This is a genomic window from Microbacterium sp. NPDC064978, from assembly GCF_044543605.1.
Lineage (GTDB): Bacteria > Actinomycetota > Actinomycetes > Actinomycetales > Microbacteriaceae > Microbacterium > Microbacterium meiriae.
The window spans coordinates 179,704-199,953 of record NZ_JBITWF010000002.1; the positions used below are offsets into that span (position 1 = coordinate 179,704).

Below are 20,250 nucleotides of genomic sequence, written 5' to 3' on the forward strand. Positions count from 1 at the left end.
GTCAGAGGCCGACTCACCGGCCGGCGGCTGCCGCCCGTCGCGCCCTGACGACCGCCCCCACGAGCACCGCACCGGTGATCATGACACCTCCCGCCAACGGGAGCAGGAGCAGCCCGACGGCCGCGCTCTGCTGGTTCTGAACGACCTGACCGTAGACGAAGGCCCCCATGCTGCCCAGCACACCGACGAAGAGCGCCGCCGCGACGAGCCAGAGCAGTGGGGTCATCGCGGTGAGCGTCGTCGACGGCTCCCGGACGAACCGGAAGGCTAAGCCGGCGAAGAGGAACGACACCGCTGCGACGACCAGAGCCACCAGACCCGCGAAGAGGAATCCCGGGTCGGTCCCCGCCGCGACGAGCGAGGGAATCGCGACGATCGTCGTCAGAGCACCGAACACAAGGGCGAACACGCCGGCGACACGTGGCCTGCGCGACGTGTTGCTCGTCGTCGCCGACCGCTTCACACCCTGATCCATCCGTCCGTCCCCTCCACCGACGTCCCACCCTAGCGAGGACCGCACGGCGCCTGCTTCCTCAGCCGAAGACGACGAAGCCCAGCACCACGAGAACGGCCACCGACACGACGCTCGCGCCGACGGTCGCAGCGAGGGTGAAGACGCTCCACCGCTGCGCCTGCTTGGCGACGGAGGGCAGCCCGGGCTCCACCACCCGCGTGGGTGCGGCCGCCCCGACGACGACGGGCGGGGCGACGGGGGTGCGGGATGCCGGTCGGGGCTTGTAGATCGCGGGGGCCGGTGCGCCGTCCGGGGCGGCGAAGGAATCGACCGTGAACCGCGGCCCCGCGGTCTTCGGTGCGATGCCGTCGCCTGCTGCGGCGGCACCCTTCTTCCGCCGCAGGCGTCGAGCCGGACGCGCGACCGCCACGGTGGCGTCCTCGGGGGCGTCGGCCGCCGGAGGTGCGGACCGATCGACGACCACGGTCGCGTCGTCGATGGCCTCGCCCGCGGCGTCCTCGGGCCGGGCATCGTCCGGCTCATCGGCGACGGTGCCTTCGGGCGCGTCCACTGCGGCATCGTCGGTCCGGTCGGGAGCCGGAGCCGTCTTCGCGCGATCCACCACGATGGTCGCCTCGTCGACGGCGGACGAGGTGTCATCGGCCGCCGGGGGCACCGGGTCGACGGCCGCTTCGGCCCGCCGGCGATCCCGCCGCGTCAGGATGACGGTCTCCTCGACCTCATCGTCGCTCATCGCGCTCGCACCGGGACCGTCGTGCCGTCGAGCATCGAGTCGGTGAGCGCGGACACCGCGGCCCGTCCGCCCGCCGCGTCGTCGGGACGGGGCCGCGCGCCGCCGGAGATGACGTCAATCACGAGGACCGAGACGTTGTCGCGTCCGCCGCCCTGCAGCGCGCGGCGCACCAGAGCCGCCGCCGCTGTCTCCGGACGGCCGTTCATGGTCAGCGTCGCACGGATGGCTTCGTCGCTGACCTCGCCGGTGAGCCCGTCGGAGCACAGCAGGAGCCGCTCACCGTCGACGACGGGGAGGAGCCAGCTGTCCGCGGTGCTGTCCGGAGCGCCGACCGCCCGCGTGATGACGTTGCGGCGCGAGAACGAGGCGAGGTCCTCGGGGCGGAGCTCTCCGGCATCGACGAGCTCCTGCCCGAGGGAGTGGTCGATCGTGAGCTGCGCCAGCTCGGTGCCGTGGTGTCGGTAGACCCGGGAGTCCCCGACGTTGAAGACGAGCCAGTGCGGCGCGCGCTCGTGCTCCACGAGGGCCACACCCGTCACGGTGCTGCCTGCGCCGCGCTTGTGCGCGGCGGCGATCGCCTCGACCACGGCCGTGGCACGGCTCAGAGCGTCGCTGATGTCGCCGACGTCGACCGCTCGCCCCCGCAACGGCTCGAAGGCGGCGACGACGGCCGCACTCGCGCGGTCACCGGCGTCGTGACCGCCCATGCCGTCGGCGACCAGGAAGACCGGGCGTGCGTCGAGCACCGCATCCTCGTTGGCCGTCCGCGTGAGCCCGGTGTCGGTCAGCGCGGCGACCCGGAGGACGACGGATTCCACGGTCACGAATCGCGCTCCGCGACGACGTGCATGCCCACTTCGCCCAGGATGAACCGGCCGGTGCCGACCACGCTCTCCCCGGCGTCCAGGAGGGTCTCCGAGCCGTCGTCCGCGACTACCACGACGCCGTTGGTGGCGTGCAGGTCGGTCAGTCGCCACTCGTCCTCCTGCACCACCAGGCGGGCGTGGGTCTTCGACAGCGTGCGCGTGGTGTCCGGGATGGCCAGCCGCTGCTCGCCCGGCTCGCCTGTGGGGTTCCGGCCGATCACGACGCTCGCACCGGACAGCGAGAACCGGCGACCGTCGTCCAGCACAAGGACCCGCCGCACGCCGCGCTTGCGGGCGACCACCACCGTGGCATCGAGGTCGTCGTCGGTCGGGCGCGGTGTCACCACGGTCTTGTCGACGTCGGGGACCAGACCGCCCGGGACCGCGAGCGCCTCTGTCGCGGGGGCAGGCGCCGGCGCGCTCTGCTCCGCCGCGGGTGCCGCAGCCGTCATCGACGGAACAGGGCGGATCGTGGGCATCTGCGGGGCCTCGGGCTGACCGCCGTCGCGGAACGAGGGCGGCACGGGTCGGACGACACGGTTCGCCTCCGGAGCCGGCGCGGGGGCAGCGGGCTCCTCGCTCGGCGGCGAGTCCACGGAGGGAGCAGGGGCCGGCGCGGGCTGCGGGGCGGCCGGCGGTACGTCGCCCATCGCGGCCATGATGCCGGTCGTCGGCTGCGCGGGAGCGGAGGGCGTCGGCTGTGCGGCCGGGGAGGGTGGTGTCGGAGCCACCGCGGGCGGAAGCACGGGCGCCGCCGGCGGAACCGGGGCAGCAGGCGGAATCGAGGCAGTCGGCGGAACGGGCGCAGCCGGCGGAACGGGAGCAGCCGCGGGCGACGGCGCGGGCGGCGCCGGTGGTGCGAACGACGGAGACGGCGTCGAGGACGACGGAGCCGGCGGCGCGGCAGGCGGAGCGAACACCGGCGGCGCGAACGACCTCGGTGCCGCGGGCTCGCCCTGCGGCGCACCCGCGGTCGGCGGGGCACCCGGGGGTGGGGTCGGAGCGACCGCGGGCGGCGCGGCGTAGTCCGGGAAGATCAGCGACGGCGCCTCCGGCGATCCGTTCCCCGCCGGAGCGAGGGAGGGGATCGTGTACCCCGAGGCGTCGCGCGCGGGAGCCGCGGAAGGCGGAGCACTACGGCGCGGACCCGGCTGGAGCGCCGCGAGTCGGTCCCCCTCCGGATAGGGCGCCGGGCCCCACGCGAGGATGGTCGCCCACACGGGCGGCAGGAGGATGGCGAGGACCGTCATCCCCGCGCCCCGCCCGAACCGCCGGTTGATGCGATGCGTGGCGACGACCTTGAGGTAGATGCCGTAGAGCTGCACGAGCGGGATGAAGTAGAAGACCACCGACCAGGCGGGCACTCCCCCGCGGGCGAGGATCTCGGCCTCGTTGAGGACGGGCACCCATCCCTTCCACCCTTCCCCGTCGATGCGGGGGAACAGGCGCGAGAGCGCCAGGGCGTACCAGACGTAGACGGCCAGGCCGACGAGCAGGCCGAGTCCGACGATGATGGCGAGCATCGCGGCCGGACCGGAGTCCGCGGGCGCGGTCATGAGTCCCCCTTCTTCCGGTCATCCAGTGAACCGGTCCCTCCGAGCGTACCGAGCGTGGGTCGCGCGCCGAAGCCGGGGAGACGCAGGGAGCGCGTCCTCGCGACGAAAGACGTCGGCCGCACACGCGTGCGCAGACGCTGCCACCGCGTCCCCGTCTTCGCCAGCTCCGCTCGCTCCTCATCCACGATCGCCCACGCGGCCGTCGCGTCGTCGGGAGTCGGCGGGTGCTCGGCGAAGACGGCGCGGTCCACGAGAGCGGCCAGCCGCTGCGCGGCCGCACGACCGCTCGACTGTGCGCGCTGCGTCCGGGTGCCCTGCGCGACCATGGGCACGTCGTGGTCGGCGTACACGTCGGCGAGCTCCTCCCAGGCGCCGGCGAGCCGGACCTCGGGGTCCGGGGCCGTGCGGCGCGCGCGGGCACGTCGGCTCTTCGCGACCAGGAGCACGAGGAACGGCAGGGCCAGCAGGAGCAGGGCGAGCAGACCCAGTCCGGCCCCGGTGAGGATCGGCAGCAGGAAGGCGAGGACCTCCGAGCCCGGCTCCTCCAGCGGGGGCGCGTCGTTGTTCGCGTCGCTCTGCGCCTGCGGCGGGTCCAGTGCCTCGGACCGCGGCTGCTCCGGAACGGTCGGGTGCTCCGGCAGCTGCTCTCCCTCGGTGATGGCGCTCGGCAGCATCGCGTACTGCGGCGTCGCATCGACCGGGATCCACTCGTCGCCCGACGCACGCACCTCGACCCAGGCGCTCATGTTCGCGCCGGTGCAGACCTCGGTGCAGGCCGGGATCCCCGGGACCTCCTCCGCCGTCGCGAGTCGTGCGCCCAGCACCACACGGGATTCGAGACCCCAGTGCTGCGCGAGGAGCGCCGCGGCCACGGAGAACTGCTCGTCGTCACCGACCGCCGACACGAGCAGCTCGGGGTCGGCGTCGGGACCGGCCCGCCGCTCCTGCTCCGTCAGCTCGGTGAACAGCTCCTCGATGCGCGCGGCCGAGTGTCCGGCGTAGCTGGGCGCGAACGCGTATCCCTCAGACGCCTGGAGCGCCGCGATCCACCCCGCAGCGGAGGCATCCTCGAGCAGCGCGTGGCTCAGGTAGCCCCGCGACCGGAGGCGATCGATCAGCTCGAGGTAGCCGGCGCCGGTGCGCGGCTGCTCCTGCATCTCCGCCCACTCGACGAGCGCGGGGAATCGATCGGCGTCGAGGGTCGACCGGCCGCCCTGGAGGGCCGTGATGTCGCCGGGCTTCTCCGGCGCATCGATCAGCACGGAGTAGCGGTCACCGGGCACGAGGCCCTCCCCGCCACCGGGCGCATCGGCGACGGTGATCGCGGTGTCGCCGTCGGCGTTCACATGGAAGCCGTCGGCGAGCGCATCGGCACGCTCCCCGGAGAATCCGGGCGCCTCCGCGAGTCCGGCGGGTGCCGGCACCCAGATCCCGCGGTAGGCGTCGCCGATCGTCACCTCCAGCGTCACCCGGCCGGAGCCCGGGAGGGCGGAGCGCGGCAGACGACTGAAGCGGTCGTCGGCGTCGATGTGGAAGTCCTCGCCGTCGTACGCGTCGAGGGTCACCAGGCGGAGGCGGTCCACGGCGCCGGGGTCGCCCTCCAGCTGCACCACGGGCGTGTCCAGCGTGTCGCCGGAGAACCAGGACCGGTAGGAGCTGAGCGGACTCGGCTGTTCCTGCACCACGACCATGGGTTCGATCTCGTCGCGGAGCACGGAGCGGTCGGACCAGCCGGCCGCGGCGGGGGCGATCGCGAAGCCCGCGGCCAGGGCGACCACGGCCAGCCCCGCCGAGAGGAGGTGGCGGCGCACGGTGAGCCAGGCGGGGGTCGCGCGACGGGAGATGTTCGCCGCCGCCACGCTGCGCAGCGCGGCGGCGCGCTGCAGGCGCGTGCGCCCGACGAGCCAGACCAGCGACACCACGAAGACCGCCACCCCGACCAGCCATTCGCGCGGCGCGGGGAGCTCGATTCCCGCCACCGTCACGGGAGAGGACGTCCCGCTCACACCGAAGGCGATGCCGAAGACGCTCATCGCCACCACCACCGGGACGGCCGCCGCCGCCCGCTTGCCCCCGCCCCAGACGAGCAGCGTGGCGACGAATGAGCCGAACAGCATCACCACGAGAAAGGGGATGAGGACTGCCTGGTACTCCCCCAGCGGCGGATTCAGCGTGAGCATCTGCTTCCAGCCCAGCACGACCCCGAGCACCGCATCCCGCACACCGCCGAGGAACGCGGGCACGGAGGTCAGGGCGGAGGGGATCGCGAGCGGCACCGCGACGAGCAGGTACACGCCGGCCGCGGCGACCGCGGCGAGCAGCGTTCCCCAGCGCAGGACGCGCGCGACGACCGCGACGGCGATGCCGAGGAGGCCGCCGATGATCCCGACGGCGAGGGCTCGGGACGACTCGTAGACGGGCCAGGCGGCCGCCGTGGCGAGGAGCACACCGGCCAGCACGTATCCCAGAGACCAGAGCAGAAGCGCCGACGGCACGAACCCCCGTCCGGATCGCGCGCGTCCGCGCTTCGGCCCGCCGGCGCTCACCGCAGCGCTCCGCGGGCGAGCATCTGGGGGAGGTCGCCGAGCGCACCGAGGGTCATCACCGCGAGCTCCCTGGCCGTCCGCATCGTCGGCTGCGCGCCGAGCTCACTGCGCACCGCGACGGCCTCCACGGCTGCCGGGAGCTTCACCGCCGCGTGACGCAGACGCTCGATCGGCAGGACGGAACCGGTGAGCAGGAACCCGATCGAGAGGTCGGGATACGACTGCGCCGTGAGAGCGGTGACGGCCTCGAGCCGCATCACCCGCGCCGTCTGATCGATCGTGGAGGTCGCGTCGAGGAGGGCCTTGGGGGTGACCGTGGGCAGCGTACGGATCGACAGCACCTCGGCGCGGCCGTGCTCCGGGATCTCGTTGCTCACCGAGAACAGCACGTCCCTGCCGTCCCGCACACCCTGCAGCGCCAGCGAGGCGGCCGCGCTGACGGTGTTCTCGAACTCGTCGTCGTCGGCGTACGACTCCGGGTCGAGATCCAGGATGACGGCGATGCGCGCGTGCCGGGACTCCTCGTACTGCCGCACCATGAGGGTGCCCGTCTTCGCCGTGGACTTCCAGTGGATGTGGCGCGGCGAGTCGCCGACGACGTACTCGCGCACCGCGTGGAAGGAGAGGTCCGCGTCCACCAGAGTGGTGCTCGGCGTGCCCTCGAGGTCGCGGATCAGTCCCGCGCTGGTGCTGGGGAGCCGCACGGTCACCGGGTGCACGTGGATGCGCTGCACGTCCGGCCACCGGAGTTCGCGGCGGAGGATGCCGATCGGGTCGCCGCGGGTGATGGTCATGGGGCCCACGTCGATGACGCCGCGGCGGTGCGCGGCGATGGTCAGCTCTTCCCGATGATGCGCCCCCGGCCGCAGCAGCGGGACGTGCGCCTCGACGAGGCCCTCGCCCACCGGCACGTCCACGACACCGGGGAGCGAGAGGCGCTCGCCGTTGTTGCGGACGTCCAGGGTCGCGCCGATCTCGGCGCCCGCGACGACGCGGTCGCGATCGAGCACGAGATCGATCCGGTAGTCATGGGCACCGAGGATGAACGGGACGCAGGCCACCAGCAGCACGAGCGCGATCGTGGCCACCGCCCAGGCCTCCACCCAGCCGAACAGCAGCCCGGCGAGCACACCGAGCACCACCGCGACGGCCACGAGCATGCCCGCCGTGGTCACCGTCTCGCGGACCCAGCCGACGGTGGCCCTGGTCGCGCGGCCCACGGAGCGGGCGACGCGACGCGCGCCGAAGACCGCGCCGCGCACGGGACCGCGGCGCGTGCGGTCGTAACGCGTGACGGTGGACGTCCGCGTCGACGTGCTCGTGCCCGCGGTCGTCCGCGTCAGGCGGGATTCGGTGCTGAAGGTCACGCAGTGCCGTTCTCGCGCGGGGGTTCGACGTCGAGGAGGATCTGCCCGACGACGGCCACGGCCGTCACCCCGTCGAACTCGGCCTCCGGCTCGAGGACCAGGCGGTGCGCGAGGGCGACGACGGCGAGTTCGCGCACGTCGTCGGGGGTGACGAACGTGCGTCCGTTCTTGGCCGCCCACGTCATCACCAGGCGGGACAGCGCGAGGGCGCCGCGCACACTGGCACCGAGACGGACCTCGGACGCCCGGCGCGTGGCATCGACGATGCGCATGATGTAATCCGACACCAGCGGGTTCACGTACACGCCGCGCGACATCTCCGCCATCGTGAGGATCGTGTCGGTGTCCACGATGCCGTCGAGCACCGTCTTCGGGCGACCGGCGCCCTGCAGGATGCGCATGGTCGCCGCCTCGTCCGGGTATCCGATGGAGGTCTTGATCATGAAGCGGTCGAGCTGCGCCTCGGGGAGCCGGTAGGTGCCGCCCTGCTCGATGGGGTTCTGCGTCGCCATCACGAGGAACGGGGAGCCGACCGCACGGGTGACGCCGTCGACCGTGACCGTGCCCTCCTCCATGACCTCCAGCAGCGCGGACTGGGTCTTCGGGCTCGCCCGGTTGATCTCATCGGCGAGCACGATGTTCGCGAAGACGGGCCCCGCGTGGAACTCGAACGTGCCCTCCTTCTGGTCGTAGACCGTGATGCCGGTCACGTCACCCGGAAGGAGGTCGGGCGTGAACTGGATGCGGCTGCTGGTGCCGTTGACCGTCTGGGCGACGGCGCGGGCGAGCGCCGTCTTGCCCGTCCCCGGATAGTCCTCCAGGAGGACGTGGCCGCCGCTGACGGCGGTCGCGAGCACGAGCTCGACCACGTGGCGCTTGCCGAGGATCGCCTGCTCGACGTTGCCGGTCAGGATCGAGAACGTCTCGGCGAACCAGGAGGCCTGTTCGGGGGCGAGGGTGACGGGGGCGGCTGCGGTGGCTGGCATAGGGAAAGAGTATTCGTGTCGGTGTGCTCGGCGATCAGGGGCACAGGCCCGTGACGCGATGCGTGATGGGGGTCAGGGTTTCGTAGGCGCCGTTCCACGAGAGCTTCACGTCGAAGGTGCCGGGGGTGTCGACCAGGGGTGTCACCTCGAGGATGAACGAGCCGCGTGCCGCGCCGGACACCGTCACGACGTCACCCTCGACGACGGGCATGCAGGGCTGGAACACGGCGTTGACCACCGTCGGCGCGGTCGTCGCGGTGATGTTCACCTCTCCGGAGCACGAGCCGGTCTGCGTGGCATGGCAGGCCCTGGCACGGACCTGCCCCGGGGACGAGTCCGGGGTGAGCGCGAAGTCGTCGCGCCACGATCCGTACATGTAGTACTGCGGCACGAAGCCGTTCTCGACGTCGATGCGCGGGGCCGAGGCCAGGCGGTAGTCGTAGCGGTTCCCGTCGCGCCGCGGGTCCTTCGCGACCGTGTAGGTGGTGTCGCCGCCGGGGCCCTCGACGAACGTGAACGTGAAGACGGTCGTGGTGGACGACTCGGCCACGCCGTAGCCGTTCGATGCGCACGCCTTGAGGTAGTACAGCTGGTACGGCCGCAGCCCCTGCAGCGAGGGGGACTCGGACCGTACCTCTCCGCCGGAGACCGACAGCGTGCCGTCCCCGTTCGCCGTGCAGCTGACGTTGCCCGACCGCCACGCCACGTAGGTGACCTGGACACCCTTGGCGCTGCCGTTGGCCTGCGCGGCGATGCCGGAGACGTTCACCGCCGTGTTGGAGACCGCTGTCGCCTGTGTCGACGCCGGGTCGAAGTACACGGAGCCCGCGACGGTCACGGACGTGCGGAACCCGCCACCCTCGTTCCCGCCGCCGGTCGGCGGCTGGAACTGGCTGATCGGGACGATCGTCAGGGTCTGCGCTCCCGGCGAGAGCGCGATGTCGGCGGTGGTGGTCGCCCCCGTGCGGTTGATCACCTCGCCCGTCTCCTCGATCCGGAACGAGACGGCGTCGTCGCCGGCGTCGATCGAGACCCTGACCGCCCCGCGCCCACGGTCCGAGACGCCAGGTCGATACTCCGGCGTGGCCGTCGCGTTCGCGACCACCGGAGCCGCGTAGGCCCAGCTCGTGTGCGGCGAGGTGGACGCCGAGGTGCCGACGGCGTTGACCGCGGCCGCCGTGAAGGTGTGCGGGGCGCCGTTGGTCAGCCCGCTGACCGTGCAGCGGTACACGGCACCGGCCGGACTGCAGGAGGCGTTGGCTGCGGCCCCGTCCTGAAGGATGGTCACGCCGGACACCCCGGGGTGGGCGCGCCGCGCCTCCCCGAGCGGCACCTCCAGGACGACGGTCGAGCGGGTGAAGCCCACGGTGGTCACGCTCGCCGGCGCCTGCGGGAAGCCCTGCAGGTCGAGCGTGAGGGTTCCCGTGCCGGTCCGCCCCTGGGCGTCGGCCACGACGAACGGGATCACGCACTGTCCTCCCGGAGCCTGGCCGCCGCGGGGCCAGCTCGCCGTGATCGTCTTGGTGCCGGTCGTCGAGATGGAGGCGACGTCGCAGCGCGCGCCTGCCCCGAGCGACATGAGCCGCAAGCCGGAGCCCGGCTTGCCGTCGAAGGGGTCGTACTCGCCGGCCACGTAGACGACGTCGATCGAGCAGTTGGCGCTGGTGACGACGCACTGCTTCGTGAAGGTGGCCCCCCGTGGAGCGTCGGGCGGGGCCGCGCCGACGACCAGGCGCACGGAGGCCGACGGCTGACCGTACTGCGGCACCGTCACGCTGACGTTCTCGGTGTTGCCGGGTCGTGCATCGGCGCGCGCCTCGATCGTCAGCTTCGCCCCGCTCTGCGTGACGACGAACGCCGACCCCGAGTACACGATCCGGTACTCGAGGGAGCCCGCGTTGCCCTCGCGTCCGCCTTCCCAGGCGGCCATGTTGGCGTAGAGGTCGACGCTCTCGGTGGCCCCTGGGGCGATCGTGTGCGAGATCGAGGAGAGCAGCAGCTGGGGCTCCGAGGGACGGATGCTGACCGGCACGTCGACGAAGGACCAGCGCTTCTGACCTTCCAGGCGCACCGGGATCAGGCAGGTGTCCGACCATGGCGCCTCGCGACCGGCGCGGTACTCCGCCTTGCGCGGACCGTCGGCCGCGCACGACGCTGCGGCCCGCTGAGCAGTGAAGGCACCGGAGCCGATCTCCACGGCATCCGACGACGGCAGATCGAGGTAGTCCTGCACCGCGAACGACACGGACGCGTCCTCGTCGACGACGACCGGTGTCGCGCCGGGGACGAGCTGGACCTGCATATCGTCGAACGCCGGGATCCGCAGGAAGCCGTAGGCGGCCACGTCCCGTCCGCCCGCGGCGGTGCCGGTGAGCTGGAAGGGGACCAGCGCGCCCTCCTTCGGCGCCTCCCCGATGATCCGGTTGCCCCGCACCGTGTATCCGGACTGTTCACCCCACAGGCTCAGGCGCAGGGACGAGACGTCGCCGGACGGCCACCGCACCCGGTCCGTCACGACATCGACACCGCCGTCCGCGAGATCGTCACGGTCGCGCGCCGTGAGCACGGTGTCCGCGATGACCGGCTGATCGGCGACCGTGCCCTCGGTGACGGTCAACACGATGAGGCCCTGCGCCGTGCTCCCGGTCCGCGTCGATCTCACGGTGTAGAAGTACGAGTTCGTCCCCGCCGTCTCCCCGGCGCGCAGCACGACGCGGCCGTCCTTCAGGGAGGTGTCCGAATCGATCAGCGCGTTCAGCCGCTCGTACAGCGGATTGCCCTTGACGGGGGGCGCGTTCGGCACGAGCGCGGTGATCTCGAGCTCGCTCTGCGCAGGGTCGAGGTCGTTCGAGCGCGGGTCCAGCACGACCGGTGTGCGGGATCCTGCCTCGACGCGGACGTAATCGCTGAACGTCACCGGAGCGGCGTCGTCGACATCCGCGTCGAGGACGCCGATGCGGACAGCGCCGCTGCCCTCCTCGCCCTGCGGATCCCGCACGGTGTAGCGGAACGACACCTGTCCGCCGTCCACTCCGCCTGCCGGCGCCCGGTACACGATCGCCTCGCCGTTCGCCGAGATGGTCGCCGTGCCGCCGCCCTTCTTCGGCTGATCGACGCCGGAGAGGACCACGCGGTCCCCGTCGCCGTCCATCCCGGTCGTGGGCACGGGGACGGTGACCGTCTGGCCGCTGAGGACGCGACCGGTGAGGGTGATCGGTGTGGGAGCGCGGTTGGTTCCGGGCGGGACGACCGTGACCGTCACGACGCCGTCGTCGGACAGCGACGGGTTCCGTTCGAGCGAGACCGAATACGTCAGCCGGTAGGTGCCGGGCGTCTTCGGTGCCAGGTAACGCAGAGCGTTGCGGTCGGCGAACACGAGCTCGTCCGGCTCGCCGGATCCCGTCACCTCCGGGAGCACGAGGAGCGGCTCCCCGCGTGGCGCGACGTCGTTCGCGGCGACCTCGATGCGCGTGAGCGAACCGGCGCGCACCGTCACCGCGTCCGGGAAGACGATCGGGCGGGTGACGGTGGACGGCGGGGTGAGGAACACGCTCACCGTGCCCTGCACCGCCCCGCCTGCGCCATCCGCGACCGTTACGGTGGCCGTGCCGATCAGACCGGGCTCTCCGTCCTCGGTCGTGCCGTTCACCCGCAGGCTCTCGTTGCCGACCACGCGCACGTTGAGCTGCGGTGTGGAGCTCACGGCGTCGGACAGCAGCAGCACGCGTCCGCTGGTGTTCTGCACGGCGCGGAGCACATCGACGGTCGTGTCCTCACCCTCGCGCACGAACGCGGTCAGGGGTGCCATGGCGAGCGCCGCGGAGCCGTCGACCGCCGTGATGCGGATGACGGCGGACTGCTCGGCTTGGGTCGTGACGTCCTGCACGGTGTAGGTCACCACGTACTGGCCCGGCTTCGCCGCGGTCAGCTCCACGGTGCCCGCGGCCGCGTTCGGGGTGACCTCGAAGCCCTGCGCGGTCGCGGCGGTCTGGACGGCGTCCAGGAGGCGATACGACCCGGAGCCTCCGGACAGGTGATCGGAGATCCGGATGGACTGCCGCTCGCCGACGCGCGCGGTCACCGCGACAGCCGATGCCTGGAGCGCGGGACTGCCGCTGACCTGGACCTCGAGGGTCTTCTCCGCGGTCGCGCCGTGCACGTCCTGCACCACGACCGTGATCGGGATCACGGCGTCCGCGGCGTTCGGATCGGTGTGCCGGATCGCGACCCGGCCGTCGTCCGTCGGCGCCACCATCACCGGCGCCGAGGAGTCCGTCTCGTAGGCGTCGCTCAGGATGAACGCATCGCCCTCGGGGTCCACCCAGCCGGAGAGCGCCGAGACGATCGTGCTGCCGCCGGCCAGGATCTGCGGCGCGGGCCAGTCCTGCGTGCAGGCCTCGACGCCGCACCAGACCGGGGCCGAGTTGACGCCGGGATCGACGACCGTCAGCGTCACGGTCGCCGGCGGCGAGACGGCCGCGCCGTCCGTCACGGCGTAGGTGAAGCTCGCCTGGCCGGAGCCCGCCTTCACATCGACGACCAGGGACTGCCCGTTCGCCACGAGCGCGAGGTCCCCGAACGCAGGGTCGCTGAGTCCTGCCGAGACCGACTCGGGGTCGATCGTCAGGACGTCCTTCTTGTTCGGATCGTGATCGTTCAGCAGGACGGGGAGGATGACCTGCTCCCCCGCACGCACGCCGAACGCGTCGTCGACCGCGACCGGCGGCAGCTGCTCCGCCACGTCCTCGACGACGATGGTGCCCTCCTGCTGCTCCGTGTCGTCCTCGATCTTCCACTGCTCGAGCGGGATCAGCACGCCGTCCGGAGCGGTCCAGATGAGCCCCGTCCCGGTCTCGACGAGCACCGCACGGTCGCCGTTCCCCTGGAAGACCGGCTCGATGGCGGCCGCGTCGAGCGTCTCGTCAGGGACCTGCAGCGGGGTGGTCTCCCCCGCGCTCCAGAGCGTCCCGCCGCCGCTGTCGAGCCAGGCCGCGTAGGTCTCCCCGCGGACGGAGACCGGTGCGGCGGGGAGACCGGATGCCTCTGCCACGCGATCGGACTCGCCGGACGAGAGGTCAACGGACACGAGGCCGTCGGAATCGGCGACGAGCACCGCATCGCCCTCGGCGGCCCCGCGCTGCAGGCGTGCGTCCTCGGCGACGTCCAGGGCGACGACCTCATCGCGTCCGGAGAGCCACAGCTCCCCCGACCCCGGCTGCAGCATCGCCCAGCGCTCGCCGACGACCGCGATCGCCAGACCCTCGCCCGCCTCCGGCGCGTCGGCCACCGGCGACTCGTCTCCGAGGAAGCGGTGCTCGTCGATGTCGAACCGGCGGACAGCCTCCTCGTCCGCGGAGTAGAGGACGAGCAGGCCGTCCGGCGAGAGGCCGATCGCGTCGGCGGTGTAGGTCGGCGGGTCCTCCCCCTCCTCGACCTCGACCTCCGCGAACGGGTCGACGAGGGCTGTCCCCGCCCCGGCGGCCAGGGTCGACACGGACACCTGCCCGGTGTCGGTCCGGTAGGCCACGTAGACCCCGGCGGAGAGGACGTCGCGCGTCCCGGCGGGCGTCGGCTGCGAGGCGAGCGGCGTGCCCTCCTCCGAGCTGTCGGCGAGCAGATCGGAGGGGCTGGCCGCATCGACGTCCCACCGCTGCCGGTTCCCCTGGGCGAAGAGCACCGTACTGGAGCCGCTCTGCCACACCGCCTCGGGGTCGTCGACGTCGCGGACCGTGTCGATCTCGGCGAGCTCGGTGTTGACGCGGGCGTACTGTCCGCTGTCGCGCATGACCCAGACGGCCGGCTCGAGGCGCGGCACCTCCTGGGACTGATACCCCTGCGCCGTCACCGCGAGTGCCACGACGACCACGAGTGCGAGGATCCCCGAGATCAGCGCGATCAGCCTGCCCCGGGGTGGGGTCGTGGCATCGGCGCCGGTGCGGTTGCCTGCCGCCATCAGAGGATCCCCGTGAGGAACAGGGCCGCGGTGCCGATCCCCGCGATGGCGGCCGCGCCGATCACCGCGCCGACGATGCCGACGACCAGGGGCGACCGGGTCCGGCCGCGGGTGCTCGCCGGGACGTCGTCCCGCTCGCGGGGTGCCACCTGCGGACGGGCCGCACGCGCGGCTCTCCGGGAGTCGGGCGCGACCGTGGTGATGACGGGACCGCGGACGGTCGCGTCCGAGAAGTTCACCGGCGCGGCCGCGGCCCACTCCGCCGACGCCGCCTCGAAGGCGGTCGGCGAGATGCCGAGCTCGTACTGCGCCCAGCGCAGCTTCTCCGCGAACTCGGCCATGCTCGCCGGCCGCTTCGCCGGGTCACGGTGCATGGCGCTCGCGAAGAGGTCGTCGATGATCGGGGGGATGCCCGCGACGGGCACCGCCGTATACCGCGCCTTGATGATGCGGTCCGTGAGCTGATCGCGGGAGTTCGAGCCGCGGTCGGCGCGCTCGAACGGGCTGCGGCCGGCGAGCAGCGTGTAGAGCGTCGCGCCGAGGCTCCAGACCTCGCTGGGGATGGACCCGGACACGCGCTCCTGGAGGACCTCGGGGGAGCTCCAGGGCACGGACATCGCGATGGTCTCGCCCTCACCCTCCTCGATGACGGCGGCGGCGATGCCGAAGTCGGCCAGCACGGGCGCGCCGAGGGAGTTGATGAGCACGTTCGACGGCTTGATGTCGCGGTGCAGCAGCCCGGCCCTGTGCACGGTCTCCAGCGCGCCGGCCATGCGGACGCCGATGTCCAGCACCTCGGCGAGCGGGAGCGGGGCCTTCTTGTACCGCGCGCTCATCGTGTCGGGGCAGTACTCCATCGCGAAGTACGGCCGCCCGTCCGCCGAGATGGACGCCTGGTAGATCGTGACGATCGACGGGTGGGCGCTCAGTCGCGCCGAGATGTCGGCTTCCACGTTGAAGGTCTGCAGCACCTCGGGGTTCACGGCATCCGCGAGCAGGACCTTGACGGCGACGACGCGACGCGGCATGTCCTGTTCGTAGAGGAACACGTCGGCGAACCCGCCGGACCCGAGTGGACGCACGTAGCTGTACCCCGCCAGCGTCGGCGGTGTCGCGGCCATGCGCGTTGCCACTCCTGCTCCTCACGGTCTGATGGGAGACCGCGCGCCTGCAGCCACCCGGCGTCGTGCGCCGGGAGATCCCCCGATGTGCCGAGTATATCGGGCGAGGGACCGTGGCCCCGCGCTCTTTTCCGTCGAGACGTCAGGCCTTCCAGCACCCCTCGATGTGGTCGTCCACCATGCCCGCCGACTGCATGAGGGCGTACATCGTCGTCGGGCCGACGAAGCGGAACCCGCGCCGGCGCAGCTCCGTGCTCAGTGCGGTCGACTCCGGTGTGACGGCGGGGACCTCGGAGAACGACCGGGGCCGCGTTCCGGTCGCCGGCGGGGCGAACGACCACATCAGCGCATCGAGCTCGCCGTCGGCCATCGACTGCACGATCCGAGCGTTGCCGATCGTCGCGAGGATCTTGGCGCGGTTGCGGATGATGCCGGTGTCGGCCATCAGCCGTTCCACGTCGGCGTCGTCGAACGCCGCCACCGCCTCCGGCACGAAGCCCGCGAACACCTCCCGGAACCGCGGACGCTTGCGGAGGATCGTGATCCACGACAGTCCCGCCTGGAAACCCTCCAGCGCCATCTTCTCGAACAGCGCCCGGTCCCCGTGCAGCGGCGTCCCCCACTCCTCGTCGTGGTACCGGCGGTATTCTGCGTCGTCGCCGACCCACGCGCAGCGCGCGCGGGAGTCCGGCCCCAGGAGGAGGGAGGTCATCCCCTCACCGTATCCGCCCCCACCGACGCCCTCCCGGCCCCGCGTCCCCTCGTGCGAGTTCAATTCCGCCCCTCCCCTCGCCTCCCCAGGCCCGTTCCCCATCCCGCCACGACGCCCTCCTCCAACGCGGGATCGAAAAGGGCCCTTCGACGCAGATCCGCGGCACCTATCCCATCCCGCACCCGCAGCTCCGACGCGAGATCGAAACAGACCCTCCAACACGGAACTCCGGCACCTTTCCCATCCCGCCATGCCGCGCACCTCCGACGCGAGATCAAAACAGACCCTCCGACACGGAACTCCGGCACCTTTCCCCTCCCACACCGACCGCGGAGGCAGCGGACCGAGGTCCTCCGAGAGGGATCAGGAAGACGCCTCCGCCGCGCCGGACGGAACGGGCCGGACGGAAAGACAGGACCGCTCCAGGGCGGCTCGGACAGGAGCGGGCTCAAAGAGGTGCCTCGCGAGCGCACCAGAGGTGCGCTTTTGATCTCGCACCGGACGGGAGCGGGACCAAGACCGGAGCGAGAGCGAGAGCGGGACGGAAATCACGCCTCGCGAGGGTAACGGGGGTGCGCTTTCGATCCGGCACCGGGTGAGGCGGGGACGGACCTGGGACCGGGCGGGGGTCAGTCGGCGAAGGTGGCGGCGTCGATGACGAAGCGGTAGCGGACATCGGACGCGAGGACCCGCTCGTACGCCTCATTGATCGCCGACGCGGGAATGACCTCGATCTGCGCGGTGATGCCGTGCTCCGCGCAGAAGTCGAGCATCTCCTGGGTCTCCCTGATGCCGCCGATGTTCGAGCCGGCGATGGAGCGTCGTCCGGCGATCAGCGACCCCGCGTTCAGGGCGAGGGCCTCCGCCGGAGCACCCACGCACACGATGGTGCCGTCCACGTCGAGCAGCCCGAGGTAGGAGCGGAGGTCGATGACGGCGCTCACGGTGTTGAGGATCACGTCGAAGGAGCCGCGCAGGTCACGGAAGGTCTCCCGGTCGCTCGTCGCGAAGTAGCGGTCGGCGCCGAGGCGGAGGCCGTCGTCCTGCTTCGAGAGCGTCTGCGACAGCACGGTCACCTCCGCGCCGAGGGCGTGTGCGATCTGAACCCCCATGTGACCGAGGCCGCCGAGTCCGACCACCGCGACGCGCGTGCCGGGGCCGACCTTCCAATGCCGCAGCGGCGAGTACGTGGTGATGCCCGCGCACAGCAGCGGAGCCGCCGCGTCCAGGGGCAGGGCGTCCGGGATGCGCAGCACGAAGTCCTCGGTGACGACGGCCTGCTGCGAGTAGCCGCCCTGGGTGATCGTCCCGTCGCGGTCGACCGCCCCGTAGGTGCCGACGGCGCCCTGCGTGCAGAACTGCTCGTCGCCGCGGAGGCAGTACACGCACTCCCGGCACGAGTTCACGAGGCAGCCGACGCCGACGCGGTCGCCGAGGGCGTGCTTCGTGACCTCGGCGCCCACCGCGGCGACCGTTCCGGTGATCTCGTGTCCCGGGGCGAGCGGGTACTGCTGCGGACCCCAGTCGCCGCGCACGGTGTGGATGTCGGAGTGGCAGATGCCGGCGAAGGCGATGTCGATGAGGATGTCGTGCGGGCCGAGCTCTCGACGCTCGATGACGGTCTTCTCGAGCGGGGCGGCTTCGGCGGGGGCGGCGTAGGCGGTGACGGTCGACATGATGCTCCTCGGGTCGGTACTCGCCGAGACTATCCGCCTCCGTCGATGAATCCGCTGTCCGGAGGGCCCGGGCCGTGTGGGGACGGCCCGGGCCGACCGCTCAGCGCTTCTGCCGCTTGAGGGTCTTCTCCAGGACGGGCGCCTGACCGGCGGCCTCGAGGTCGGCGTAGTACGCACGGGCCTCGTCCTGCCGCTGCTTCTCCGCACCGCTCGCGATGGGAGCCCGCACGTGCTCGGGCTCGTACCCGAACGCGTCCACGAGGTCGAGCGCGTACGGACGCAGCCGCGCGCACAGCCGATCGATGTAGCTCGACACCGCCGCGGCCCGCTGGGTGGACAGCCGTCCGTGGATGAGGTGCCAGGCGAGGTGCTTCTCGATGAGCTGCAGTCCGAAGAGGTCGCGCAGCCAGGTCATGACCTTCTTCGTCTCGGCGTCGTCCATCGCGTGGACGGCGTCGGTGAAGGCCTCCCACTGCAGGAGCTCGGCGTGCGCCCTGGCCGCCTCGATGAGCTCGGCCTGGTTCTCGTTGAACAGCCGCGCCCCGAGCACCTTGTCCTTGCCGGCGGCGCGCAGCCGGGTAGCGATGTCGGCGACCATCTGCTGCACGCGGCCCGCGAGGAGGTCGTGCTGCTGCTCCTCGCGCAGGCCGCGCTCCACCGACCGGGCGACCTGACCGAAGTCGGTCACCGCCTGACCGAGCTGACGGAGGCCGGCGCCGTGGAACACCTTGCCGGCGGTCATCCCCACGGCGTAGCGCGCGAGCGCTGCGGCGTCCTTGCCCTGGAACTGCTTCGCATAGTCGGTCAGCAGCCGCTTGCCCACGAGCTGGAGCAGGACGTTGTTGTCGCCCTCGAACGTGACGTAGATGTCGAGGTCGGCACGGAGCCCGACGAGCCGGTTCTCGAACATGAAGCCGGCGCCGCCGCACGCCTCGCGGGCCTCCTGCAGGGTGTCGAGCGCGTGCCAGGTCGACAGCGGCTTGAGCGCCGCCGCGAGCGTCTCCAGGTCCTCCCGGTCGTCCGGGGTGTCGGTGCGACCGGAGAACACGCCGTCGAACTTCTGCAGGAACTCGTCGTGCGCGAAGATCTGCGCGTACGTGGTGGCCAGGCGCGGGAGCAGACGGCGCTGGTGCTTGCCGTAGTCCATCAGCACGATCTCCTGCCCGTCCGCACCGTCGAACTGGCGACGCTGCGTGGCGTAGGTGATCGCGATGTGCAGACCGAGCGCGGAGGCCCAGGAGGCGGCGCCGTCGAGCGAGACGCGTCCCTGCACGAGGGTGCCGAGCATCGTGAAGAAGCGGCGGCCGGGGCTGTCGATCGCGCTCGAGTAGGTGCCGTCCGCGGCGACGTCGCCGTAGCGGTTGAGCAGGTTCGTGCGCGGGATGCGCACCTGGTCGAAGGAGAGACGGCCGTTGTCGATGCCGTTGAGTCCGCCCTTGAGGCCGTCGTCCTCGCGGCCGATGCCGGGGAGGTCGACGCCGTCCTCGCCGCGCAGCGGCACATAGAAGCAGTGCACGCCGTGGTTGACGCCGTTCGTGATGAGCTGGGCGAAGACCGTCGCGGCGATGCCGTGCAGGGCGGCGTTGCCGAGGTACTCCTTGGTCGCGCCGCGGAACGGCGTGTGGATGACGAACTCCTCCGTCTCCGGGTCGTACGTCGCGGTCGTGCCGACGGCGGCGACGTCGGAGCCGTGCCCGATCTCGGTCATCGCGAACGCACCGGGGATCGACAGGTCCATGACGCCGGGGAGCCAGGTGTCGTGGTGCTCCTTCGTGCCGAGCTGCAGGATCGCGGAGCCGAAGAGGCCCCACTGCACGCCCGACTTGATCTGCAGGCTCGGGTCGGCGGCGACGAGCTCCTCGAATCCGGCGATGTTGCCGCCGTTGTTCTCCTCGCCGCCGAAGCGCTTCGGGAACGCGCGGTGCACGGCCTTGTTGTCGACGAGGAGGTGGAGCTGGCTGAGCACCCGCTCGCGGTGGTCGTCCTTGCCGACCTCGTCCTTCCGCCAGAATGCGGAATCCTTGATCATCTCGCGGGCCTGGCGGCGCACGTCGCCCCAGGTGCCCATCAGGGCGTCGTTCAGGCGGGCGACATCGATCCGCGGGGCGGTCGCGCTCTCGCGCGGGTCAGGTGTCGTCGAAGGGCGGACGGCGGCGTCGACCATGAGCGTTCCTCTCGGAGAGACGAAGGTGGATTCCTCTCATGGTAGGTGTGCGACAAAACGACACGAAGTCCCCTGTCCGCATCCTCCAACCCCCC

Annotated in this window: 12 protein-coding genes; all 12 read right to left on the minus strand. The window is 72.0% G+C overall.

Annotated elements, in window-relative coordinates; translation table 11 throughout:
• Positions 1–13 precede the first annotated feature (13 nt).
• Positions 14–475 (minus strand): hypothetical protein, encoded by a 462-nt coding sequence (locus tag ACIGJI_RS07855; protein WP_363444833.1) that lies wholly within the window; start codon positions 473–475, stop codon positions 14–16.
• A 58-nt stretch (positions 476–533) separates the two neighbouring features.
• Positions 534–1,208: a hypothetical protein gene (locus ACIGJI_RS07860; protein WP_363444835.1), complete on the minus strand. Its 675-nt coding sequence runs from the start codon at positions 1,206–1,208 to the stop codon at positions 534–536.
• Positions 1,205–2,032, minus strand: coding sequence for a PP2C family serine/threonine-protein phosphatase (locus tag ACIGJI_RS07865; protein WP_187663150.1), 828 nt, complete (start codon positions 2,030–2,032; stop codon positions 1,205–1,207). The genes ACIGJI_RS07860 and ACIGJI_RS07865 overlap by 4 nt, the downstream gene beginning before the upstream one ends.
• Positions 2,029–3,630: a DUF5684 domain-containing protein gene (locus ACIGJI_RS07870; RefSeq protein ID WP_363444837.1), complete on the minus strand. Its 1,602-nt coding sequence runs from the start codon at positions 3,628–3,630 to the stop codon at positions 2,029–2,031. Before ACIGJI_RS07870 ends, ACIGJI_RS07865 begins: the two co-directional genes overlap by 4 nt.
• Positions 3,627–6,125 (minus strand): transglutaminase domain-containing protein, encoded by a 2,499-nt coding sequence (locus ACIGJI_RS07875; protein WP_366244180.1) that lies wholly within the window; start codon positions 6,123–6,125, stop codon positions 3,627–3,629. Before ACIGJI_RS07875 ends, ACIGJI_RS07870 begins: the two co-directional genes overlap by 4 nt.
• A 47-nt stretch (positions 6,126–6,172) precedes the next feature.
• Positions 6,173–7,543 carry a DUF58 domain-containing protein gene (locus tag ACIGJI_RS07880; protein WP_268777671.1) on the minus strand — a complete coding sequence of 457 codons (1,371 nt, stop codon included), beginning with the start codon at positions 7,541–7,543 and terminating at the stop codon, positions 6,173–6,175.
• Positions 7,540–8,529, minus strand: a complete 990-nt coding sequence (locus ACIGJI_RS07885) for a MoxR family ATPase (protein WP_187663146.1) — start codon at positions 8,527–8,529, stop codon at positions 7,540–7,542. The genes ACIGJI_RS07880 and ACIGJI_RS07885 overlap by 4 nt, the downstream gene beginning before the upstream one ends.
• A 34-nt stretch (positions 8,530–8,563) precedes the next feature.
• On the minus strand, positions 8,564–14,482 hold the full coding sequence (locus tag ACIGJI_RS07890; RefSeq protein WP_363444841.1) for an Ig-like domain-containing protein: 5,919 nt from the start codon (positions 14,480–14,482) through the stop codon (positions 8,564–8,566).
• Positions 14,482–15,615: a serine/threonine-protein kinase gene (locus ACIGJI_RS07895; protein WP_363444843.1), complete on the minus strand. Its 1,134-nt coding sequence runs from the start codon at positions 15,613–15,615 to the stop codon at positions 14,482–14,484. Before ACIGJI_RS07895 ends, ACIGJI_RS07890 begins: the two co-directional genes overlap by 1 nt.
• A 130-nt stretch (positions 15,616–15,745) precedes the next feature.
• The gene (locus ACIGJI_RS07900; protein WP_259952775.1) at positions 15,746–16,315 is read right to left on the minus strand and encodes a DNA-3-methyladenine glycosylase I; all 570 of its coding nucleotides are present in this window, start codon (positions 16,313–16,315) and stop codon (positions 15,746–15,748) included.
• Between the two features lie 629 nt (positions 16,316–16,944).
• A complete protein-coding gene (locus ACIGJI_RS07905; RefSeq protein WP_363444845.1) occupies positions 16,945–17,991 on the minus strand; it encodes an NAD(P)-dependent alcohol dehydrogenase in 1,047 nt (348 codons plus the stop codon).
• A gap of 100 nt (positions 17,992–18,091) precedes the next feature.
• A complete protein-coding gene (locus ACIGJI_RS07910; protein WP_363444847.1) occupies positions 18,092–20,155 on the minus strand; it encodes an acyl-CoA dehydrogenase in 2,064 nt (687 codons plus the stop codon).
• Between the last annotated feature and the right edge of the window lie 95 nt (positions 20,156–20,250).